This window comes from Streptomyces sp. NBC_01808 (genome assembly GCF_035917395.1).
Classification (GTDB): domain Bacteria; phylum Actinomycetota; class Actinomycetes; order Streptomycetales; family Streptomycetaceae; genus Streptomyces.
Genome location: NZ_CP109072.1, coordinates 7,345,175 through 7,366,021, shown reverse-complemented (window position 1 = coordinate 7,366,021; position 20,847 = coordinate 7,345,175). Strand labels below are relative to the sequence as shown.

At 74.0% G+C, this 20,847-nt stretch carries 15 protein-coding genes; 6 read left to right on the top strand and 9 right to left on the bottom strand.

All coding sequences use genetic code 11. The annotated features are described in order from the left end of the window. Positions 1–54: 54 nt before the first annotated feature. The 9 genes from OG946_RS32350 to OG946_RS32310 are packed head-to-tail and all read right to left on the bottom strand — an operon-like array spanning position 55 to position 12,648. Complete coding sequence (locus OG946_RS32350) at positions 55–2,118, bottom strand: protein kinase domain-containing protein (RefSeq protein ID WP_326799489.1); 2,064 nt, start codon at positions 2,116–2,118, stop codon at positions 55–57. Then, positions 2,115–4,361, bottom strand: coding sequence for a protein kinase domain-containing protein (locus tag OG946_RS32345; protein WP_326799488.1), 2,247 nt, complete (start codon positions 4,359–4,361; stop codon positions 2,115–2,117). The genes OG946_RS32350 and OG946_RS32345 overlap by 4 nt, the downstream gene beginning before the upstream one ends. A gap of 24 nt (positions 4,362–4,385) precedes the next feature. Further along, a complete protein-coding gene (locus tag OG946_RS32340; protein ID WP_326799487.1) occupies positions 4,386–4,784 on the bottom strand; it encodes a hypothetical protein in 399 nt (132 codons plus the stop codon). 3 nt (positions 4,785–4,787) lie between these two features. Beyond that, positions 4,788–7,337, bottom strand: coding sequence for an Hsp70 family protein (locus OG946_RS32335; protein WP_326799486.1), 2,550 nt, complete (start codon positions 7,335–7,337; stop codon positions 4,788–4,790). After that, the gene (locus tag OG946_RS32330) at positions 7,334–7,933 is read right to left on the bottom strand and encodes a hypothetical protein (protein WP_326799485.1); all 600 of its coding nucleotides are present in this window, start codon (positions 7,931–7,933) and stop codon (positions 7,334–7,336) included. The genes OG946_RS32335 and OG946_RS32330 overlap by 4 nt, the downstream gene beginning before the upstream one ends. After that, the gene (locus OG946_RS32325) at positions 7,917–8,225 is read right to left on the bottom strand and encodes a hypothetical protein (RefSeq protein WP_326799484.1); all 309 of its coding nucleotides are present in this window, start codon (positions 8,223–8,225) and stop codon (positions 7,917–7,919) included. Before OG946_RS32325 ends, OG946_RS32330 begins: the two co-directional genes overlap by 17 nt. Continuing rightward, on the bottom strand, positions 8,218–9,480 hold the full coding sequence (locus OG946_RS32320; protein WP_326799483.1) for a hypothetical protein: 1,263 nt from the start codon (positions 9,478–9,480) through the stop codon (positions 8,218–8,220). The genes OG946_RS32325 and OG946_RS32320 overlap by 8 nt, the downstream gene beginning before the upstream one ends. Next, on the bottom strand, positions 9,477–10,694 hold the full coding sequence (locus OG946_RS32315; RefSeq protein ID WP_326799482.1) for a serine/threonine-protein kinase: 1,218 nt from the start codon (positions 10,692–10,694) through the stop codon (positions 9,477–9,479). The genes OG946_RS32320 and OG946_RS32315 overlap by 4 nt, the downstream gene beginning before the upstream one ends. Then, positions 10,687–12,648: an AAA family ATPase gene (locus OG946_RS32310; RefSeq protein WP_326799481.1), complete on the bottom strand. Its 1,962-nt coding sequence runs from the start codon at positions 12,646–12,648 to the stop codon at positions 10,687–10,689. Before OG946_RS32310 ends, OG946_RS32315 begins: the two co-directional genes overlap by 8 nt. Before the next feature lie 155 nt (positions 12,649–12,803). On the opposite strand from OG946_RS32310, the gene OG946_RS32305 reads away from it, so the two are divergent. From OG946_RS32305 to OG946_RS32280, 6 genes are all read left to right on the top strand, one after another. Next, entirely contained in the window at positions 12,804–14,270 is a 1,467-nt protein-coding gene (locus OG946_RS32305; RefSeq protein ID WP_326799480.1) for an Hsp70 family protein, read from the top strand. A 55-nt stretch (positions 14,271–14,325) separates the two neighbouring features. Continuing rightward, entirely contained in the window at positions 14,326–14,877 is a 552-nt protein-coding gene (locus OG946_RS32300) for a hypothetical protein (RefSeq protein ID WP_326799479.1), read from the top strand. 41 nt (positions 14,878–14,918) lie between these two features. After that, positions 14,919–17,411: an Hsp70 family protein gene (locus tag OG946_RS32295; protein ID WP_326799478.1), complete on the top strand. Its 2,493-nt coding sequence runs from the start codon at positions 14,919–14,921 to the stop codon at positions 17,409–17,411. Next, on the top strand, positions 17,408–18,397 hold the full coding sequence (locus OG946_RS32290; protein ID WP_326799477.1) for a tetratricopeptide repeat protein: 990 nt from the start codon (positions 17,408–17,410) through the stop codon (positions 18,395–18,397). The genes OG946_RS32295 and OG946_RS32290 overlap by 4 nt, the downstream gene beginning before the upstream one ends. 43 nt (positions 18,398–18,440) lie before the next feature. Further along, positions 18,441–20,249, top strand: a complete 1,809-nt coding sequence (locus OG946_RS32285) for a hypothetical protein (protein ID WP_326799476.1) — start codon at positions 18,441–18,443, stop codon at positions 20,247–20,249. Positions 20,250–20,369: 120 nt separating this feature from the next. Beyond that, positions 20,370–20,807, top strand: a complete 438-nt coding sequence (locus tag OG946_RS32280; protein ID WP_326799475.1) for a hypothetical protein — start codon at positions 20,370–20,372, stop codon at positions 20,805–20,807. The last annotated feature ends 40 nt before the right edge of the window (positions 20,808–20,847 follow it).

Sequence of the window (20,847 nt, the reverse complement as noted above, 5' to 3'; positions counted from 1 at the left end):
TGACAACCATCCCGGGCCCGTGACGATCAGCCGGGGCGGGGGCGGGGCAGGCGCTCAGCCCCGGGCTTCCAGGAGCGCGCCGCGGAACTCCGCCGCGCTGCCGAAGCCGATCTCCGGGTCCTCGGTGAGGGCGTGGTCGATCACCTTCGCCAGCCGCTCCGGCACCTCGGGGCTCCGGCGGCGGATCGGTACTGCGGGGCTGTCCAGGACCACCCGCCACCGGTCGGCGCCCGCCGGGAAGTCGCGCGGGGTGGAGCCGGTGAGCATGTAGTACAGGCAGGCCGCCGCGGACCAGACGTCGACCGCGGGGCGGGCGCGCTTGAACTGGAGCACCTGCTGCCGGGAGACGAACGACGGGCTGCCCGCGCTGGTGCCCGTGTGCGTCAGCCCGCTCAGCCCGGCGGCGTCGAACGCCTTCGCCAGCCCGAAGTCGCCGACCTTCGCGACACCGCCGTCGAGGAAGATGTTGCGCAGGCTCAGGTCCCGGTGGACGAGCCCGCGGACCGCGAGCGGGCGGCCCTGCCGGTCGTACGCGCGGACGTCCGCCTGGTGCGCGTACGCCAGGCCGTCCAGCACCTGGAGGGTGATCCCGACCGCCTGGTAGTCCGGCAGCCTGCCGCCCCGCCGGTGGACGAGCCCGGCGACGTCGCCGCCGTCGCAGTAGTCCATGACGAAGAAGTAGATCCCGTTCCAGCAGCCGTGGTCCTGCAGCCGTACGAGATGGGGGTGGCGCAGCATCTCGACCGTCGACATCTCGCGCAGGAACCGCGCCCTGGCCGTCTCGCTGCCCGCGGCCCGCGGCAGCATCACCTTGAGCGCGCACAGTTCGTCGGTCTGGTGGTCCCGGGCGAGGTACACGGCACCCATGCCGCCCCGGCCCAGTTGCCGCTGGACGGTGTAGCCGCCGAACAGGTGCAGCCTCCTGGTGCCGTCGTCGGCGACCTGGAGAAGCTGCTCCATGACCCGCTCCGGGTCGCCCTGGCATGCGCCGCAGAGCTCGTCCACGGCGGGCTGGGCGGTGCGCTCGGCCGCGAGCCGGCTGCCGCAGGCGGCGCAGTTCCGGTCCTCGCCCGGCTGCGACCGCGGCTGCGGTTCCGGCGCCGACCGCGACGCCGGCTCGGGCTCCGGTCCGGGTCCCGGAGTGGTTTCGTGCACCGACGTCGGCCGCGTCGTACGGCACATCACGCAGCGGTCGCCGACCTGCTCCGCGCCGATCGCCTTGCCGCAGGTGGCGCAGCGGGCGGGGACGCGGATGCCGACGCGCAGCCGGACGTCGCCGAGCCCGATCTCGTCCTCGTCCTTCAGCACCCGCTCGGACGACAGCAGCCGGTCCGCACCGGGCGGCGGGCGGCCGGCGTCCCGCTGGCCGATCTTCTCGCCGTTCACGTAGGTGCCGTTGGCACTGCCGAGGTCCCGCACCCGCACGTCGGGCGGGTTGATGTCCAGCAGGCAGTGGTGCCGGGAGATCCCCGAGTACTCCTCGTCCTCGGGAAGCTGGAGCGTGCAGCCGTCCGCCCGGCCGACGATGCACGTCGTGCGCTCGTGGAACTCGTACGTCTTGCCGTGCAGCGGTCCCTGGAGCACCGTGAACGCCACCCGGGCGGAGCCGCCGCCCCGGTCCTCGCCGGCCGGCGGCCGGTCCGGGAGCAGCGCGCCGGGCAGGTCGGCGACGCCCATGTCGGCGGCGAGGGCCGCCCACGGCGGGGACGGGGTCTCCAGGACGGCCGCCAGGAGGTGGAGCAGCCCGACCGCATCGTCGCGCTGCTCCTCCGCCAACTCCTCCGCCCGGTAGAACAGCTCACGTGCGGCGGCACCGCTGTCCGGCATGCCGTCGCTCCGGGGGCTCCGGTCCGGCCGTGCCACCAGGGCGCGGAGCCGGCGCCGGAAGGCCGCGGTGTCCAGCCCGGCCCGCTCGAAGGCGGCCCTGAGCCCCGCCAGTTCCGCGGCCAGGTCCGCGGCGGGATCCTGCTCGGCGTCGGCCACCGGCATCTCGCACGCCTTGCAGATCCCCAGCAGGAAGTGCACCGGCTCCGCCTCGTCCGCACCGCCCATGGCGGCTTCGCCCAGGGCGAGCATCACGGCCAGGCCGACGCCGCCGCTGTAGGGAGCAGTGGTCACCGGGCACTCCCGTCGCCCTGCGCCAGCGCCCGGAGCCCGCCGGCCACGCCCAGCTCGGCGGCCAGCTCGCCCCAGGGCGGGGCGGGCAACTCCAGCAGGGCCCGCAGGAGTTCGGTCAGGCCCACGGCCGCGCCCGCGCCGGAGGCCCGCTCCCCCAGCTCCTCGGCCCGGCGGAAGACCTCGCGCGCGGCCGGGGTACGGTGCATGACGCCGTCGCCGGAGCCGGTGGGGCGCGCGGCGGGGCGGGCGAGGCTCGTACGCAGCCGGCGGCGGAAGCGGGTGATCTCCAGTCCGGCCCGGCGGAACCGGCCGCGCAGCTCGTCGAGTTCGTCGAGCAGCGGCGGCAGTGTACGGATCAGGGCGGCGGCGGGTCCCGGCAGCTCACCGTCACCCAGCTTGCAGACCCCGAGCAGCAGGTGCGCCGGCTCGATCCCGGGGGCGTGCCCCAACGCGGCCTCGGCGGCGGCTAGCTGCCAGGCGAGCATGACTCCGGGCGAAAGCAGGGGGGCGGGTCCTGCCGCCGCCGCGCGGTGTTCACCGGCGGGGCCGCCCGGGCGCGCGCCGTCCTTCGGGCGCGGGCGTACGCCCTCCTTCGGGCGCGGGCGTACGCCCTCCTTCGGGCGCGGGCGTGCGTCGGCCCTCAGGCCCGAGCGCTCGTCGGCCTTCGGACGCTCCCCGGGGCCGCCCATCGCGCCCGCGAGCCCGCCCAGCACGTCCGCAAGGTAGCCGGGACCCGGCAGGGGCCCCTTCTGGATCTGGGCCGCACACTCCAGCGCCTCCTGGTACCGGCCCAGGGTGGTGAGCACCCTCGCCTTGGCGGTGAGCGCCTGGTGGTAGCCCGGGTAGCGTGCGAGGGCCTCGTCCAGGCAGGCAAGCGCCTCCTCCCGGCGGCCGAGTGAGCTCAGGGTCAACGCCTTGTTGAGCAGCGCCCAACCGTCGCCCGGGGCCACGGTCAGCGCCTTGTCGAACCACGTCAGCGCCTCCTCGTGCCGGTCGAGTTCGTCCAGCACCACGCCTCTGCGGATGTACAGGTCACGGTCGCCGGGCAGGGGCTTCGCCGGCTCCGGCGCCACCCGGCGCGTGACGATCTCGTACACGGCCTGCAGCTCGCCCCGCACGCTGCGGAAGCTGCGCGGCCGCCGCTGCGGTTCCGGTTCCACGCAGGCGAGCACCAGCTCCCGCAGCCCCGCCGGGAGGTCGTCCGTGTCCGACCGCGCCCTGATGTGCTCGGCCGCGACGCTGCCGCTGACGGGCAGGTCGCCGGTGACCATCTGGTAGAGCAGCACGCCGAACCCGTAGATGTCGGTGCGCACGTCCACCCGCGCGCCGTACCTGGACTGCTCGGGCGCCCGGTAGTTGCGGGTGCCGCCCGGCACCATGTAGATGGCCCGCACCGCCGGCTTCAGCTCCGGCAGCCGGCCGCCCATCGCCTGCGCGGGGCCGAACACCTGGGCCAGCCCGAAGTCCGTCACCTTGAGCGTGTCGTCGGCGGTGACGAGGCAGTTGGCGGCCTTCACGTCCCCGTGCACGATGCCGAGGGTACGTCCCGCGTACTCCATCGCGTCGCAGAACTGCAGGCCGAAGCGGAGCGCCCGCGCCAGGTCGAGCGGTCCCGCGGCGAGCGCGGCGCCCAGGTCCCCGCCGGAGACGTACTCCAGCAGCAGGCAGTGGTGGCGCTCGACCCGTTCGACCCACAGCGCGGTGACGATGTGCGGGTGCCGGTCCAGCATCATCCAGGTCTTCGCCTCGTTGGCGAAGCGCTCCCGGTCGTCCTCGCTCCACGGCCGCGGGATGTTGAAGGTCTTGAGTACGTAACGCCGGTACCCGACGCGGTCGAAGAAGCTGCTGCGGCCGGCCGGCTCCACGATCGACACCGCACCGTGCGCGCCCATCCTGCGCTCCAGCACGCGGTACGTGTTGTCCGCGCTGCGCACGACCTGCCCCAGCTCGAAGGCGTGGCGTAACGCCGGCCTGGCTGGCAGGCCGGCGAGCGCAGCCGCGGCCAGCGGCGAGGTCGGGTCGAGCCGGCCGGCGTACTCGTAGATGCGGCGGGCGACCTCGGGCCTGCCGGTCTGCTGGAAGCACTCGCCCAGCGCGAGGTGCGCGGCCACCAGCTCCGGGCGCAGGCACACGGCCTCACCGAGGGCCTCGATCGCCTCCTGGACGTTCCCCGCCGCCAGGGCACGGGTGCCTCTGTCGTGGAGACGCTCGTAGCCGTCCCCGGAAGAAGGCGCGTCGCGCACGCGCGTTCACCTGCCTCACACGCTTCATCGGCGGCGCCGCTGCCGCGCCTGGCGGGGCTGCCGCCGGGTTCTGGCGGACTGCTCGAGTGCCGAGCGGACATCCTCGCGGTCCGGGGCCAGTTCGAGCGCACGCCGCAGCAGCCCCGTGGCCTCGGCGCGTTGCCCGCCCCGCTGACGGTAGCGAATCTTCGCGAGCAGGACGATGGCGTCCACGTCGTTCGGACGGAGCGCGCGCGTGACCGCCAGGCGCTCGGCGGCACTCTGCCACTGCTGCGCGCGGGCCAGCGCGACCGCCTGGTTGAAGTACTCGTCGGCGAGGGCGGCGACCTGCGCCAGCGGGCGCAGGTCGCCCCGGCACACCGGGCACTCGGGCGTCAGCGCGGCCAGCGCCCGGCCGCACAGCGGGCAGTCGATCACGGCCACCGGTTACCTCCCGCCGGCCTGGGGCAGCCGGGGCCAGATCACTCCGGGTTCGCCGACCTTGATCTCTTCCATCCAGCGCTCGATCCGGGCGGCCAGCGGCTGCAGTTGGCTGCGGTAGATCCCGGCGAAACGGCCGACGGCCTGCGGGTCCTCCGTACCGACGCTGCCCACCGCCTCGACGACCCCGGCCACCTCGGCGCGGAACTCCTCGGTCCGGCCCCGGTAGCGCCCCTCGGTGAGCTGGTCGATGTCCTGGAGCGCGCGGTCCAGCTCCTCCAGCTCCCGGTAGAGCATGAGCTGGATGTTCGCCGGGCTCGGGGGCGGCTGGTCAGCCTGGAACCTCGCGCGTACCGCCGTGCACCGGTCCTCGACCGCCTGGTTGATGCTGTGCCAGTCCATGCTGTTGCCCGACTGGTACGCCGCGAGCCCGGCGGCGCGCAGCCCGGGGATGCTCTCCCGGTGCTGCTGGGCCTCCCTGGCGTCGAGGCGCGCGAGGTCGTCGCAGAGCGCGGCCAGCTCGACCAGCTTGTTCTCGAACTCCGGCATCGGCGGGTGCATCGGGTCCGCGCCCGGGAGCCGGATGTTGCCGAGCAGGGTCTCGGCCTCGCGCAGCTTGTGGTGGCTCTTGGCCCGGTCCTGGCGCTGGTTGAGCAGCGCCGTGCACTCCTGGAGGAGCGCGTCCAGCCGCGGTCCGTACCGCATGGCGTCCTCCGGCCTGGCGACCGCCCGCCGCTCCTGCCAGCCGGACCTGACCTCCAGGTACTGCTGCTGCAGCTCGTCCCAGGAGGGCACGTGTTCCCGCGGTACGGAGATCACCGCCCGGCCCTGCGCACCGACCGAGGGGATCCGCACCTCCGCCTCGATCGACCAGTCGGGCCGGAACTCCAGCTCCAGTTCCAGCGGGGTGCCGGCGGGCAGCGTGCTGGGCAGGCCGTCGACGTCCACCTGGCCGATGGGGATGAGCCCTTCGTGCAGCCGGACCCGCAGCAGCACCCCCTGACCCGCGGTCTCCAGCAGGAAGTCGGTGTGGTGGGGCAGCTTGGTCCCCGCCTCGGCGATCCGGTACGGGCCCTCCGCCAGCTCCACGAAGAAGTCGTGCGCCAGCACGTCGCCCTCGTCGGTGGGCGGCGGCTCGTGGCCCGGCGCGACGGTGATCTGCCGGCTCTCGATCTCCTTTCCGCCCGCGACGACCGTGATCGTCAACTCGTTGTCCCCGTCGTGCAGCGCGACGTCGTCGAAGACGAACCTGCCCTCGGCGTCGGTCTCCTGCCGGTGGCTCTGGACGCCGTCTCCTGAGCGCAGCAGGACGTGCAGGTCTCCCGGCGCGGGGGTGTGCTCGCCCGGGTGGACCCGGCCGGTGATGTCGGTCGCGGGCAGGGTGGCCGTCACCTGGTCGATTTCCAGGACGCCCTGCCGGACCCCGGCGGCGCCGGCCTTGATGCCGGCGCCGACCGCGACGCACAGGTCGGGGTCGATCAGCCGCGGCTCGCGGCCGAACCTCTCCCGCAGCAGCCGGCTGATCATCGGCACCCGCGACGAGCCGCCTACCAGGACGATCTCGTCGAGGTCCGCGGGGCCGAGGCCCGCCCGCTGCAGCGCGGCGTCGCAGTGGTCGAAGGTGCGCTGCACGTCCTGCCGGATCAGGTCCTCGAACTCGGCACGGGAGAAGGGCAGCTTGATGGTCATGGGGATGCCGGCGCGGTCCGCCTCCCCCTCCACGTAGATCTCGGTCTGCGTCTCCCGGGAGAGGAAGTGCTTCTCGGCCTCCACCCGGACCAGCAGCCGGGCGAGCAGCCGGGCCTCCTCCGGTTCCTCCGGGTCGAGCCGGAGGTCGTACGCGGGCCGCTGCTCGGCCATCCAGCGCACGACGGCCTTGTCGAACTCGTACCCGCCCAGGTAGCGGTCGCCCTCGAAGGCGAGGTGCTCGAAACCGGACTCCGGGCTCCAGGTCACGACGGACACGTCGAACGTCCCGCCGCCCAGGTCGTACACGAGGAAGGTCCGCGGCCCGTCCGGCTGCTGCTCGTGGGTGGACATCAGGGCGGCGGCGAACGGTTCGATGAGGGTCTCCACCTTCGCCAGGCCGGCGTCGAGGCCGGCCTGCACCGTCTCGTTCTTCGCCCGCATCTCGAAGTACGCGGGCACGGTGACGACCGCCTGGTCCACCGGGGCCTGAAGGACCTCCTCCGCGAGGGCCTTGAGCCGGCGCAGCACGTACGTGGACGCCTGCTGCGGCGTCAGGGAGGCGTGTCCCGCGGTCACCCGCTGGTCGGTGCCCATCGTGCGCTTGAAGAACATCGCGGGCGGCGGCTGACCGTCGTACTTGACCTTGCTCTTGGCCAGGCTGCCCACGACGGGCGTGCCGTCCTCCTCCAGCCACACCACCGACGGGGTGAGGGGCGCCTGGTAGGCGTCGGTGACGATCAGCGCGCCGCCGACCGGCTTCAGCCGCCCGGTTCTGATCAGCTCCTGCTTGCCCGGGATGTCCGCGTCGGCGGGCACGGCGACGAGGCTGTTCGTGGTGCCGAGGTCGATTCCGATGGTGAGGCTCACTCCTGCTCCCCCTCCCTCTCCTGCTCTTCCCGTTCTTCCTGTGCTTTTCGCTCGCTCTGCCCGCCCTGCTCGCCCTGCTCGGCTTGCTCGGCTTGCTCGGCTTGCTGTTCGGGGACGGCCGCGGGGACGGCCAGGTACACGCGCGCCCGCTGGGCCAGCTTGCCGTCGGCCATCAGCAGTCCCGGCTGCAGCGTCTCGGCCACCACCGCCCGCTCCAGGCCCGCCCGCTGCTCCGAACCCACCACGTCGGCCCACATCCCGACCTCCTCGTACGGCTCACCCGCCGGGTCGAGGTAGCGCGCGCCCGAGCCCTCCAGGGCCTTCGCCAGCTTGGCCGTGAGGGACGGCAGCGGGTCGGCCGCGGTGGCCGGGGTGACGCCGTGCAGCCCGTGCAGCGCGTTGGCGACGTCCCGCGCGAAGTGCTCGAACGCGCTCTTGTGCTCGCCGGCCTGCCGGTGGGTCTCCGCCACCGCCGCGTCGGCGGCCTGTGCCCGCTCCCGCAGCAGCCGCCACACGACGCCCTGCGGGGGCTCCGGCCGGGCGGCGAGGAGGCGCTCCTGCTCGTCGATGCGCATCGGGTCAGCGGGCTGCGTCATCGGCCCGCTCCCGCTCCACCGGCCGCTCGGGCCGGTGGGTGCACAGCTCGGCGAGGAGGCGCGCGGCCGGGTCCTTGATGCGCTCCTCCGCGGCGTTCACCTCGGCGACCCGCAGGGTGCGGCCGAAGAGCGGATAGCGGTCGGCGCGGCGCTCGATGCGCTGCCGCCGCTTCCTGATGTGGTTGCGGATCTCCGCCCGCCCGCTGACCTCCGGGCTGAGCGCGAGTACCTGGAAGGGGGTGGCGCGATAGGGGTTGTGCCCGTCGCGCCATGCCCACGGATTGTCAGTCATGCCTCATCTCCCCTGGTCGGCTGGGGCTCCGGATCGAGAGCAGGTTCTCGAGCGAGCGGACGAAACTCTCCAGCTCCGGATCGGCCGCCGTGTACTCCCCCGCCTCGTCGAGGAGCCGGCGGGCTCCGGCCAGCTCCCGGTCGCCGATACCGAAGGCCGTGAGCAGGAACTGCGCCGACAGCGCGCTCAGCCACGCCCGGTACCGCGGCAGCACGGTGTTCCGCAGCTCCTCGACCTCCGCGTAGCGGGGATCGTCGCCCAGCTCCGGGTACAGCTTGAGCGCCGTCTCCACCTGCCGGCCCGCCCGCCCGGCGGCACGCCTGGCCTCTTCCACCTCGGCCCGCGAGCCCAGCGAGTCCGGCGACGGCGGGGACGTACCGAACGCTCCGAACGACCGGAGTGCGAGGAGGAATTCGTGCCGCGCCAGCTCCTTCGCCAGCTCTCCCGAGGGCGGCCCGGCGAGGGCGAGTCCGGGCCGGACGAGCCGGTCCACGCGGCCCAGCAGTTCGTCCATCCGCCGCGCCGCGTACGGCTCGTCCCGCAGCCGCTCCATCCAGCTCCTGCCGGTGAAGAGCACGGCGCGCAGGAGGCCGTGGCCGGCCGGGTCCAGGAGCAGCCAGGTCTCCAGGGTGTCGAGCGTCTCCCCGAACCTGCCCTCGGCGACGGCCTGGGGGACGCCGCCGAGCACGTCGCGCACCAGGTCCGCGCGGGCCTCCGCCACGATCGCGGCGGGGAACCCGGAGCCGGTCACGAGCCGCACGTGCCTGCGTGCGCGGCGCGGGTCGGTGAGCCTGAACCGGGCGGCGAGGGTCAGATGGGGCTCCAGCAGGTTGCGCGGCAGCCGGGCGCGCGCCTCCTCGACGACGTCGCCGGGCACCGGGACTCCCATGGCACCAGTGAGCCGCTCGTACGCCCGGCGCCAGAAGCCCGGGTCCCCGTGCAGCGAGGCCCAGTGGCGCAGGGCCTTCTCGAAATGGCCGAAAGCGGCGTCGTCGCCGGCCGCCTCCAGGTCGTACGCGCGGGCGTGGTGCGCGATCGCGAGGTGGTGGACGACCTCGGTGTCCGCGCCGTCCGCCAACTCCTCCTCCCAGCGCCGGACCGCGGCGCTGGTCCAGGGGTGCAGCTCCCCGTCCTGCCGCAGCGCCTCGTACGCGGACGCGGGCGCGGGCGCTGCGGCGGTGACCAGCCCGGACAACTCCTCCTGCAACCGCTCCAGTTCGCCGGCCAGCCGCTCCAGCTCGGGCTCCGCCGTCATCGGCCGGCCCCCTCCCCGCTCCGGCGGGCGAAGCCGCGTCCCAGCTCGGTGCCGGCGAAGGCCGTCGCCATCGCCCGGAAGGTCGCCGGGCACCGGCGCCTGCCCAGTCCCTCCATCGCCAGCGCCCGGGCCTCGCCGCCGTCGTCGCGGCGCAGCGCCGCCTCGGTCGCGAGGGCATAGACCTCGGGGACCATCGCGGTGTCGGGCAGCGCCCGGTTGAGGTCGAGCGCCTCCCGGCGCAGTTCGTCCGCGAGGTCGAGGTCGCCGCGCCGCAGCGCTCCGCGGAGGTGTTCCGTCAGCGTCTCCAGCCGCTGCCTCGGCGTCGGGGCACGGGGCGGGGGCGACCCGGCCGGGGCGTCCAGCGCGCGCAGGAGGGCGCCGGCGTCCGGGTACCGGTCGGTGGCCAGCGGGCTCAGCGCCCGCATGACGACCGCTTCGAAGGGGTGGTCCCGCACCTGCGGGTTGCGGGTGCCCGGCGGCTCCGGGTCGCGCAGCTTCAGCCGTACGAGCGTGTCGGTGTCGGGGGCGGTGACCTCGTCCGGCGCGGCGGCGCGGAGCTGGTCCTGGTGCGGAAGGCGGCCGGTGAGCATCTGGTAGCAGATGAGGCCGAGCGCGTAGACGTCGGCCTCGGGGCCCGCCTCCTGCAACTGCAGCACCTCGGCCGGTACGTACCACACCGTTCCGCCGGCGGCGGGGGCGCGGCGCAGCAGCGCGCTGACGCGGCGGGCGAGCCCGAAGTCGCCGATCTTCAGCGATCCCGACGCCGAGACGAGGATGTTGCCCGGCTTCAGGTCCAGGTGGACGACGCCCCGCCCGTGCAGGAAGGCGAGGCCCTGGCAGAGCTGGCGGGCGTAGTCGCGCACGGTCTCGACGGGGAGCTGGCCGCCGCGCAGCCGCCAGGCGAGGTCGCCCCTGGCCAGCTCCGTCACCATGTACGGACGGGCGGTGGCGCCGCTCTCGACGCCGGCGTCGTGGCAGGTGAGGAAGCGGTCCCGGACCACCGGATCCGGGCACTTCTCCACCACCTCGATCAACTGCAGCGCCTCGCCGAGCAGTTCGGACACGGGTACCGCGCGCTCGGCGTGGAAGAGCTTGACGCCCACCTGCCGCAGCGTGTGGCCGAGGACGCGGAGTTCGGCCCGGTGGACCGTGCCGAACATGCCCCGGCCGAGCTTCTCGTGCAGCAGGTAGCGACCGTCGAGCAGTTCAGCCACCGGCGTTCACCACCGACAGCCGCTCGCCGTCCACCACGATCCGCGCCCGCGCCACGGACTCGCCGCGTGCGTCGGCCTCGTCCAGCAGCCGCAGCAGCGGCGGGAAGACACCGTCGATGTAACGGTTCACGCCGCGGGCGGCCTCCTGGCCGCGCCGGGTGACCGCCAGCTCCGCGATCCGCGCGGGCACGTCCTGCTGCCAGTACAGCTCCACGCCGAGCTGGGTCCCCACCTGGGCGGCCTGCCGGCGCAGCCCGCCGAGCGCGATGGCTTCGAGCTGGTCCTGCCGGAACGCCTCGAAGAGGATCACCTCGTCGATCCGGTTGAGGAACTCGGGCCGGAAGAACCCCTCCATGATCCGCCGCATGTGGGCGGCGTCGTCAGGACCTTCGCCGGCGCCGTACCCGTACGGATCCGGGCCGCCCCCCGGACCGGTGGTGCCGAGGTTCGAGGTGAGTACGATCACCGAGTCCCGGGCGTCGCGTACGGGTCCCGCCGGGTCGCTGATCTGCCCCTCGTCCAGCAGCCGCAGGAGCGCGTCGAGCACCCTGCCGTCCGCCTTCTCGACCTCGTCGAAGAGCAGCACCCGGCGGGGGTTGTCGCGGAGCCCGTTGGTGAGCTTGCCCTCGCCGAAGCCGACGTAGCCGGGCGCGGCGCCGATGAAGTTGTTCATCGACTCCTTGGTGTTGAACTGGCCCATCTCGAAGAAGAGCACCTCGTCCTCCGACCCGTACACGACCTTGGCGAGCACGCGGGCGGCCAGGGTCTTGCCGGTGCCGCTCCGGCCGCAGAACAGGAACCTGCCCAGGGGCCGGTCCTGGAGCCGCACTCCGCGCCGGAGCGACCGGGTGATCATTTCGAGGGAGGGGGTGAGGCGCTCGATGACCGACTCCCGCCCGACGAGGCGCTCGTGCATCCAGGCGAGCGATTCGTGCAGGGGCGGCATGTCCGCCCGGGCGTCCGCATCCGGCTCCTGCGGCACGTGCTCCTGGTAGAGGGTGTCGGCGAAGCGGCGCAGCCGGGTGATGTCGATACGGGTGCCGCGCAGGAACCCCGCGGCCAGGCCGACGGGGGTGTCGAGCAGTGCGGCGAGCAGGTCGCGTTCGGCGACCAGCTCGCCGCCGCGCTGCGCGGTGACCGCGGCGGCCTTCTCCAGCGTGCGCGCGAGCGGTTCGTGGACGCCGTCGCGGGTCAGCGTCACCCGGGCCCCGGACGGGGCGGGTGCGCCGGAGGGGCCGGCGCCGTTGCCGGTGAGGGACGCGAGCTGCGTGCGCAGGGCGCGTACGTCGTGGCCCAGGAAGCCGCACCCCTGCTCGACCAGGCCGTTGGACACGGCGGCCATGGCCTGCAGCAGGAGCGTGGTGGGCAGCGGGACGGCCTCCGCACCGCCGCCCTGCGCGGCCAGTTCGGTCAGCCCGGCCAGCACCCGCCGTGCTCCCGGGCTGAAGCGGTCGAGCAGCAGCCGGCCGTCGTCGCCGAACACCTCGCGCGGCGCGGCCGGTTCGGCGCGCAGCTCGCCGATCGCACGGTCGAGGTCCACCCGGCCGTACTCGACGAGCAGTTCGGCTGCGGCGGGCTCCAGGCGGGCGAGGGCGGCGGCCAGCAGTTGCCGCTCGCCGGCCCCGGCCGGCAGCGCGCCGAGCAGCTCCCGGGTCGCCGGGGCGGCCGTCCCCGCGGTCAGCGCCGTCGGCGGCAGCCCGGTGCGCGGCGGGCTCTTCGCGCGCAGCGCCTCGACGAACGCCTCCACGGGGATCCCGCTCCTGTCGAAGAGCCGCGCCGCCTCGCTTCCCGGCATCCGGGCGAGCGTGATCACCAGATGGGACGGCTCGACCCGGGCGGCACCGGTCTCGACGGCCGCTGCGACGGCGCCGACGAGGCCGTCGGCCGCCGCCAGCAGCGCCGGATCCAGCCGGTCGATCCCCAGGTTCTCCAACGCCACGCCTTCCCAGAGCACTTACCCGAGGTGAAGCGCCTCGTCCGTACGGCCCGATCGGGCCTCCGACAGTGTTATATCTAGTTACACCTAGTTATACCTACGCCTTCTCGGGACCCTTCCCGAAGCGGACCCGGCAGTCCGGTCGGAGCACCAAGCGAGTCAGGGCGGGTGGGATGCGCGAAACCATCGATATCGGGATCGAGTTGGGCAACACCGGCAGCGCCGTCGCCATGGCCGAGGACGGCGGTGCCCGCGTCCTGAGGAACAGCGAGGGCCGGGACCGGACGCCGTCCGCGGTGTCCATGCCGCGACCGGGAAAAACCCTCGTCGGCCGCGCGGCCCGCGAGCGGGTGGCGGCGTCCCTGGAGGACGCGCACGCCGGGTTCGTGCTCAGGCTGGGCGCGCCGGGCGACGCGTACCGCTTCCCCCGCGCGGGCGTCACCCGCACCGCCGAACAACTGGCCGCCGACGTGCTGAAGTCGCTGTGCCGGGACGCCGCCCACGAGCGGGGAGAGCCGCGGGCCGCGGCCGTGATCACCGTCCCCGCGTCGTTCACGCCGGAGCAGCACGACGCCGCCCGCAGGGCGGCAGTGCTGGCCGGGCTGAGCGAGGACTGCCCCCTGCTCCCCGAGCCGGTCGCGGTCGCGCTCGCCTACGGTGCCGACGGCACCGCCCGCCGCGGCCACCGGCTGGTGTTCAGCCTGGGCAGCAGCGGCTTCACCGCCGCACTCGTCGGAGAGCGGCACGGGGAACTCCGGCTGCTGGGGCACGTGGGAGCCCCGCACCTGGGTGGCGGGCACATCGACCGGGCCATCGTCGACGAACTGCTCACGCCCGCCGTCGTACGCGAACTCGGGCTGCGGGACTTCGCCCGCGGCAACAGGCGGTGGCGGACGAACTTCGCCAAGCTCAACGCTGCCGCGGAGGCGGCCAAGATCGAGCTGTCGCGGGCCGCGGAGGCGGCGGTCACCGTCGATCTCAGGGTCGACGGCGGCGAGGAGACGTACTGGGACTACACCCTGACCCGCGGCGCCCTGGACGACCTCGCCCGGCCGTCGTACGCGCAAGCCGTCGCGCTGTGCCGGCACCTGCTGGCCGAGAACGCGCTGCGCCCCGAGGACGTCGACGGGCTGCTGCTCGCCGGTGGCGCCACCCTCGCCCCGGGGCTGCGCGAGCTGCTGGCCGATCCGCGCGAGGGTCTCGGCATCCGGGTCGACCACAGCCAGGACCCCACCACCGTGGTCGCCCGCGGCGCCGCCCTCCGCGCCGGCACCGTACCCCTGCCCGCGGCCTCGCCGGCCCTCGCCCGGGACGAGATCGCCGGTCTGCTGCGCGAGACCAGGGACGCGCTCGGCCGCTGCACCGGGCTGCTCGACCAGGCCGGGACCGGGGCGCCCGGCCGGCTCCGCGCCGCGGTGGCCCTGTTGCAGGAGACCGTCGGCCGGCTCGACGACGACCTCAGCCGCGGCGGCGCGGCCGGATGGCACACCTCCCCCCGCTCCCGCACCCGTGCCCTCACCCTGCTGCGCCGGCTCCGGGACCGGCTGGGGGAGCTCCACGGCGCGCTGACCGGGAACGCCGGCGGTGAGAGCCGGAGACCGGCACCCCTTGGGACCGGTCCCGGACCGGGCCTGCCATAGTCATGCCCCGACCGACCGACGGGGCCCCTTCAGCCGACACGAGTGGGTGAGGACCGTGCAGCAGCGCTACCCGCGGGACCGCGTGGCCGACTGGTGGCGGCAGTGGAAGCATCCGCGGGAGTTCCGCGTCGCCCCGGAGCGGCTGAACGCCGACCAGCGCGAGCAGGTCGCCTCCCACCTGACGTCGCTCGACGCCGCGCTCGCCGATCTCGCCGCTGCCAGAACCGCCGCCCGCGAGGCCGCCGTCGCCGCGCCGGACCCCGCGGCGGAGTTCGACACCGGCCGGCTCGCGGAGGCGGCCACCGGGGTGTGGAAGGCGCAGCGCAAGCTGGACCAGCAGGACGCCGTGCCGCAGAAGACCTCCAGGCAGATCAGCAAGAGCGTGCGGACGGCGCGCGAGGCGCTGCAGGAGGGCATCGAGCTCAAGATCAGGGACCACGACGGAGAGGACTACGACCCCGGCCTTCCGCTGAAGGTCCTCTCCTTCGAGGACGACCCGTCCCTCACCCGCGAGGTCGTCCTCGAAACCTTCAAGCCCACGATCCACTTCCGCGGCGACCGCATCCAGATGGGCGAGGTCGTCGTGGGCAGGCCGCCTCGTCACTGACTCGCATGCGCCGCCGGCCGCCGGACCGGCAGGGAGACCAGATGCGTGAAACCATCGACTTCGGAATCGACCTCGGGACCACGAACAGTGAGATCGCGGTCTTCGCGAACGGCAGATCCCGGATCATCAAGAACAACGAGAACTGGGACTACACCCCGTCCGCGGTATGGATGCCCAAGCCGGGGATGATCCACGTCGGCCGGCGGGCCCGCGAGCGGGTAGAGGCCGATCCGGACGACGCGCACGCCGAGTTCAAGCTCCAGATGGGCCTTGAGGACGCCGCGTTCGCCTTCCGCCGGGCGGGCGTCTCGCTGACGCCCGAGCAGCTCTCCGCCGAGGTGCTGAAGTCGCTGCGCCGGGACGCCGCCCACGATGTGGGGGAGCCGCCGACCGCGGCCGTGATCACCGTTCCCGCGTCGTTCGCGCTGAACCAGTCCAACGCCACCAGCAAGGCGGCGGCGCTGGCCGGGCTCGGCGAGGAGTGCCCGCTCATCCACGAACCGAACGCCGCCGCGCTCGCCTACGGCGTGGACAACGCCGCGGAGTCCGCGTACTGGATGGTCTTCGACCTGGGCGGCGGCACGTTCGACGCGGCGGTGATGAGCAAGCGGGACGGGGAGCTGCAACTCCTGCAGCACGCCGGCGACCCGCACCTGGGCGGCAAGAACATCGACTGGGCCATCGTCGAGGAGTTGCTCGCGCCCGCCGTCGTACGCGAGTTCGGGCTGCGGGACTTCGCCCGCGGCAACCATCAGTGGCGGACGAACTTCGCCAAGCTCAAGGCGGCCGCGGAGGCGGCCAAGATCGAGCTGTCGCGGGCCGCGGAGGCGGAGCTGTTCGTCGACCTCAAGGTCGACGGCGACGAGGAGACGTTCTCGTACACCCTGACCCGCGGCGCCCTGGACGACCTCGCCCTCCCCGTCTACACCCAGGCCGTCAAGCTCTGCCGGGAGGCGCTGGCCCAGGGCTCGCTGCGTCCCGACCACATCGACCAACTGCTGCTCGTCGGAGGCGCCACCCTCGCCCCCGGGCTGCGCGAGCTGCTGGCCGACCCGCGCGAGGGCCTCGGCATCCGCATCGACCACAGCCAGGACCCCACCACCGTGGTCGCCCGCGGCGCCGCGATCTTCGCGGGCAGCGTACGCCTCCCGGCACCGCCGCAGCGCCCCAGCGCCGGCGCGTTCACCGCCGAGCTGATCTACGAACCGCAGTCGCTGGACACCACCGGGATCCCCGTCGCCGGCAAGCTGCGCAGCGCCGACCCGGTGGACTGGACGCGGTACAGCGTCTCCCTGCACAGCCCGGGAGGGAACTTCGAGGGCGGGCAGGTCGCCCTCGACGCGAACGGCGGCTTCTACACCACCGTCGCCATCGAGGCGGAGACCACGACCCGCTTCACCGTGGAGCTGACCGACGCCGCCGGAGTCCGCCAGAAGCTCACGCCGGACACGCTGTCCCTCACCCACACCCGCACCCTGCCGGCGGGTCCCGTCCTCACGCACTCGCTCGGCATCGGCAAGTACGACGGCACCTACGGCCCGATCGTGCGGAAGGGGGCGACCCTGCCGGTCCACGGCAGCAACAAGTACCGCACGACCATCGCCCTGACCCGTACGGACCCCGACGCGGTCATCCGCATCCCCCTCCTGGAGGGCGAGGAGCCCGACGCGAAGAACAACAAGGAGGTGGGCGTGGTGTCGTTCCGCCGCGCCGACCTGCGCTACGACCTCCCCGAGGGCAGCGAGGTCGAAGTGACCTACGAGGTCGGCACCATCGGGCAGGCCAAGGCCCTCGTGGAGACGATGGACACGGAGTTCGAGGCCGACGTACGGCTCCAGGGCGCCCAGCCGGAGCACGGGGAACTGGTGGCCGGCCTGCACCGGCTGGAGCAGCGGGTGCCCGAACTCGGGGTACGGGCCCGGGAGTCCGGGTCCTCGGGTGCCGACGCCGTCCTCCGGGAGATCTCCGACGACATGGGACGGCTCCGCAAGCAGGTCGACAACGCGGTCACCGACCCGGGCGCCGCGCTGGAGTGCGACCAGCGCCTGCGGAAGCTGCACGCACGGCTCGACGATGTCGAGCGGGAGTCCATCGAGGTCCCGCGGCTGATGCTGAAGCTGGGAGACGCGCTCAAGGAGTGCGAAGGGCTGCTCCGGCGCGGCGGCGGCGCGGCCGAGCGGCAGGAGCTGGAGCGGCTGCGCGGCCTGGTGAACCGGGCCATGCAGGGCGGCGGCCACCGCGTCGCCGAGCTGGAGCGGCTACTGACGCAGGCGCGGGAGCTGTACGTGGAGATCCTCAACAGCAGCGGCCAGTTGGAGTACAAGATCTTCGAGGAGCTGTCGGACAGCCGCGGCCTGATGACGCCGCGCGCCAAGGCGGATGCCGCGCTCGCCGAGGGAGCGCGCGCCTATGCCGCGCGGGACCGGTTCGCGCTGGGAGACGTGAACCGGCGGCTCTACGCGATGCTGCCCGCGCACGCCAGGGACGCGCACACCGATGGGGCACAGGCGCCCCGGCCCGGAGGGGTCCAGTGACATCGACGGAACCCGCCAGGCAGCCGCTTCCCGGGTCCCGGCCTGAGCCCGCCGGCGACACGGCGCTGCGGGTCGAGCTGACCGTGGCCCGGGCCGCCGCCGCGGCCCGGGCCGGCGATCTGGACGCGGCGCTGCGGGAGCTGGCCGGGAACGACGACCCGGCGGTCACCGGCCACCGGGAGGTGGCGGACCTGCGGGCCCGTATCCACGCCCAGCGCGGCGACTGGGACGAGGCGGAACGCTGCTGGCGGCAACTGCTCGACGACCACCCGGACGACCGGTCCGCCACGGCGGGACTGGACCGGATCAGGCGGTTCCGCCGTACGGGCCCGATGGCCGCGTTCGACCGCAGGCGCCACCGGCTCCTGCCCGCCGCCGCCGTCGTCCTGTGTGCCGGGGCGGTCACGGCGGCGGCATGGGCGCTCCCCGGCGGCCCGGACGGCGACTCCGGGGACCGGCCGGCCGACGTCTCGGCGTCGGCGGCCGGGGCGGACAAGCGCGCGGAGAAGGACGTACGGCAGGAGCTGACCGCGGAGCGGGAGCGCACCGCGGCCGCGGCCGAGGCGCGCCGGGAGGAAGCGCTCGACGCCCTCACGGACGCGGTCCGTACGCCGGGGATCCGGACGGTGCGGCACGAGGACTCGGTGGAAGTGGTCTTCGAGCAGGGCCTGTTCTCCCGGGCGGCGGAGCTGACGGACGCCGGGGCCGCGGATCTGGCCCGGCTCGGCGAGGTCCTCGGCCGGTCCGAGGACGTGCGCATCGAGGTGCTCGGGCACATCGCCGACGTGCGCGAGGCGCCCGCGACCGGCGGATCCGACACCTCCGTGTGGCGGGCCATGGTCGCCGCCCGTGTGCTCAGCGACGCCAGCGGCCGGCCGCTCACGGCCTTCTCCATCGCCAGCGCCGAGCAGCGGGACGCCCCGTACGAGACCGACGCGCAGAACCGCACGGTCACGGTCATCCTCACCCCGCGCACCGCCTCGTGACACGGCGCACGCGCCGTCGACCCAGCAGCCCAAGGAGGTTGCCTTGCAGAGCGGCACCGCACCGGTAGCCATGGAGCGCCTGCGCGAGCTCACCGGCCTGGAGCTCTACCAGCGCAACGCGTTCAGGCTGACCGGCCTCCCGACCACCGCGACACGCCAGGCGATCCGCCGGTGCAGGCAGCAGATCAACACGGCCGTACGCGCCGGGGTGGACATCCCCGCCGTGGGCGAGCTTCCCGTGCCCGGCCGGCGGAGCGCGGAGCAGTACGGCGCGGTGTTCGACGTCATCGACCATCCGCAGCGCCGGATAGTCGACGAGCTGTTCTGGATCTGGGACGCCCCGGACGGCGCCTGCGGCTGCGACCCCGCGCTGCACGAGGCGCACGACTCCGCGGTACGGGCCCACGCCTGGGCCCTGGACGAGGAGCTGGGCGGCCGTGCGGCGCCCTCCACGGGCGAGCCGAGCTGGGGGGCCGCCGCCGCGGGCTGGCAGCGCGCGCTCGAACACCCGGGCTTCTGGGGCCACGTGAAGCACCGCATCACCGCGCTCGACGACGTCAGGATCGGCCTCGCGGCCGTACCCGTCCTGGAAGGCGAGGTACACCGCACCCTGGTCGCCCCCATGGCCGAACTCGCCACCGGGGCAAGCGCACCCCACCGGATGACGGCGCTCTTCGGGGCCTGGTCCTGGGCCGGGGGAAACCTGCTGGACCAGGCGGTCGAGGGCCGGATGGAGCCGGTGCTGGAGGCCGTCAGGACCGCGCTGGACCGCGCCCGCGAGCTGCACGCCGAGGACCCCGCGGCCGCGGCCTCGATCGTCGAGAGGGAGGTGCTGCCGCGGCTGGACGGCCTGCGCGCCTTCGACGGCGAGGGCATACGGCGCTCCCTCGCCAAGGTGAGGGAACGGACGGCCCTGCTGCTCAACAACTGCGCCATCTCCACCGACGGCGGCACTCCGCTGCCCGCGGCGGCAGCGGCCCGGCTGCTCGACCTGGCACTCGGGCTGACCGAGACCGAGGAGACGCGCGAACTCGTCGCGGACAACCGGCAGCATGTGGAGTACCTGGCAATCCTGCCGGCCATGGACAGGGCGCACACGCTCCTGGAGGAGGACGAGCCCTGGAAGGCCGCGGAGGCGCTGCGGAAGGAGGTGCTGCCGCTGCTCGCCGAGCTTCGTACGAGCAGTGACAAAGGGGCACGGGACATGGCGGCCAAGTTCACCGACGGGGCCGCGATCCTGCTCAACAACTGCGCCCTGGCGCTCGCCGGCGACAGCTCGCCCACCGCCGTACGCACGCGTGCCGAGTTCCTCGACGAGGCGCTGAAGCTGGCGGAGACCCGGAGGACCCGCAAGCTCGTCAAGAAGAACCGCCGCCAGGCCGCCCGGATCGCCCGCATCGCCCCGTACTCCGACGCGTTCAGGCTCGCCGTGTCCGGCCTGGAGCGCGGCCAGCGGCTGCTGCGCGACAACAAGCCGGGCCGCGCCGCCGCGGAGATCGAGAGCCATGTGGTGCCGCACATCGACATGCTGGCCGAGTGCAGGGTCCGCAAGCTCCGGCGGCCCGCGGCCAACCTCGTCGACCAGACGGCGATCCTGCTCAACAACTGCGCCCTGGCGCTCGACCCCGTCAAGACGTCCCCGGGAGAGAGCAGGCGGCTCCTGTCCGTCGCGCACCGGGTGGCCAGGAAGCGGAAGACGCGCGCGCTCATCATGAGGAACAGCGACGCGTCCTACACCACGTATGCGGACCACCGTCTGGACGGCCTCCCCCCGTCCGTACAGCAGTTGATCCGGCGGCTGCCGCCGGAGCAGCAGGCCCGGTACCTGTCGCAACTCCGCGACCGATGGTGAGCGTTGTACAGCCGTGATCTGTCACGGACAACCCTGACCGTATCCGCGCGGTCATTCGCCGAGACCGCGGCGGCCCGGGCCAGGCCGGGACGGCTGCTGGCCGCGCTGCCGGTGGAAGCGGTGACCGAGTACCTCACCGAACACCCCCTCGGCCGCGGCCCGGTGCCCCGGCAGCGGGTGCACGCGGCCGTGGACCGCACGCTGGAGGTCTGCGCCGGCTACGAGCCGGGCGACCCGTCGGCCACCGGCATCCGCAACCACCTGGCCCTGGCGCTGACCCGCTGCGGGCGCTGGGAGGAGGCGCTGCGGCAGTTCGAGCTGATCGGCACGGACGTACGGGAGCTTCCGTGGGCGTACGTGGACGGGGAGAACGAGGTGCGGGGCTTCGCGGACGAGCGGGAGAACACCCGGGTGCAGGTGGCCAAGGCGGTGCCGTTCTTCTCACGGCTACCGCCCCGCGGCCTAGCGCCGTGCGGGTCGTGCGGGTCGTGCGCGTCGTGCACGTCGTGCGCGTCGTGCGCGGGGCGTCCTGCGGGCGTGCCCCGGCGCCCGCCGTAGGACAGAAGGGCCGACGTGCGTGACACCCGTCCCCGGGCCG